Raw genomic sequence first — 2,046 nt, forward strand, 5'->3', positions numbered from 1 at the left:
CCAACTATTATTATTATGTTTATTTTTGCTATGGGAGGAATATTAGGTAATGATTATCAGAAGATTTTATTGATGCAGTCTCATAAAGTCTTGTGGAGACTTGTTTTTACTTCTACAGTAACGCATGAAGAAGTTATTAATGGTGGCACAAGTTCGTAAATAGGTAGACATGGAAATTTCTAATTTATAATTACGTTCTAAAATATAAAGAATATATTTTTTGGCAGGTTCTTTTTGTTCGCTATCTAGCATGGCTTCTATTTCGGATTCAAAATGACTAGGTAGATAGGGTTGGATATCATAATGACTGACATCTTCTAGAATAATAGAATCAGTGGATTTAATATTACGATGTCTAATCATTTGAAGGGACTGCTGATAGCAATCATTTAAGTGAATAATACTAGTAGTGTAAGGACTACAACCAATGTAGAATGTGGCATGAGGAATAAGTTGTGTAAGGCGATTGGCAAGAAGCTGATAAGTATTGATAGCTTCTGTATATTGGTTTGCATGATTGTAATAACTGACGATGGTTAACTCATTTTGTCTGGGTTCAATAATTTTTAGAGTAGAAAAGGATGTATGTGAGAGAATCAATTGATGTAAACGCTCACGATATTCGGTGAAAAATAGTTCCTCACTAGTAGTAGGGAGATCCATCGTATAACAAAAGTATTATATAGGCCTTCTCCAAAACCTAAGCCATAATGAGTGGTTTCAATAAGGGTCTTATTTGCATTTTCATTGCCCATAATAAGTTTTAATAAAATCGATTCAAAAATCAGCTGGGTTGAATCACTAATTTTATTTTTGAGGTTATGATTAATAGAAGCAATTTGTAAAACTTGATTTTTAATAAACTCTAATTCATTGATAGAATTAGTGGGGAGTGGCGCAACATTGATATCCTTCAAAACATCTAGAGTAGTGCGGAAAGGGGCATACAAACTAGAGGAAAATTTAATTGAAAGCAAGAGAAGTGTCCCCATTAGAATCAGAGAAATTAAAATAGAAATAATAAAAATTGAATTTAATCCTTTGAAAAGTAGTTGATTAGGTGTACAGATAACATAATAAAGTCCCTCAAGTGTGGAAGTGAGTACGGAAGTAAGTCCATTTTGAGGAGAGTAACTACTTTGACTAATAGAGGTTTGATTTTCAAACTCAAAGAAATGATCAAGGGAGATTGGGGAATTACTAGCCAAAATTTCATGGGATTAATTTAAAATAAAGATTTGCCTTTCATCACTGGGGATAGATTTTAAAGTATGATCAAATACATTTGCGAGTGTAAGGAGTTTAATCAGTGAGGGAGAAGGATAAGCTTTTGAAATAGTAGTTAACCAGCTTGCATAGTCTGATTCAAAACGGTTAGCATAAAATGTTTTAGGTTTGATCAGGCCATTATTCGTATAAAGAAAGTCATCATTGCTAGAGAAAATCAAGGCTTCCTGTATTGTATCAGATGTAATAGTAAAAGTAGAAAGAAGATTAAAAATATCTTGCTGTACTTTGATATAGTCATGGGCAGAATAGGTTCTGGTAGAGAAAACATCCTGTACAGCATGAGAATTTTCTATGTAAGTAAGAATATTGGTAAGGGCAGTGAAAATGTGATCTGTGGAATAAGCATATAAATCAATGTAGTTTTCTTGGTCTTCAATTTTTAGCGTAGTAATACGATGTCGGCTCAGTAAAAGTAAGCCAATGTTTACAGTAGTAGTTAAAATAACAATGGCTAAAGTAAAAGAAAGGATTTTATGGACAATGCTTTTATTCTTAGAGGATAAAAATAGCATAGGTATAACTCCTTTTTAAACAAGATAAATAAATTATAGAACAATTAAATATAAAAGTCAAAAAATACAATTAAAATCAACACAATTAAGCGATAGAATAATTAAGATTAGCCCACAAAAAGGCTAGTTTTTATTACTACATGCTCTAAATATGGTACAATAAAGCAAAAACTTGAAAGAGGAACATCTATGTTTCGTAAAAATACTAGCCAGCAAATTACTCTTGAAGATCCAGTGATTACTC

1 protein-coding gene is annotated in these 2,046 nt (G+C 31.6%); it reads right to left on the reverse strand.

Translation table 11 applies throughout. From position 1 onward, the window contains the following. Positions 1-1,220: 1,220 nt before the first annotated feature. Positions 1,221-1,802, reverse strand: coding sequence for a hypothetical protein (locus ACRDBA_RS15815; RefSeq protein ID WP_438573891.1), 582 nt, complete (start codon positions 1,800-1,802; stop codon positions 1,221-1,223). Positions 1,803-2,046 lie beyond the last annotated feature (244 nt).

The sequence above is a fragment of the Clostridium sp. genome (assembly GCF_051654825.1).
GTDB lineage: Bacteria > Bacillota > Clostridia > Clostridiales > Clostridiaceae > Clostridium.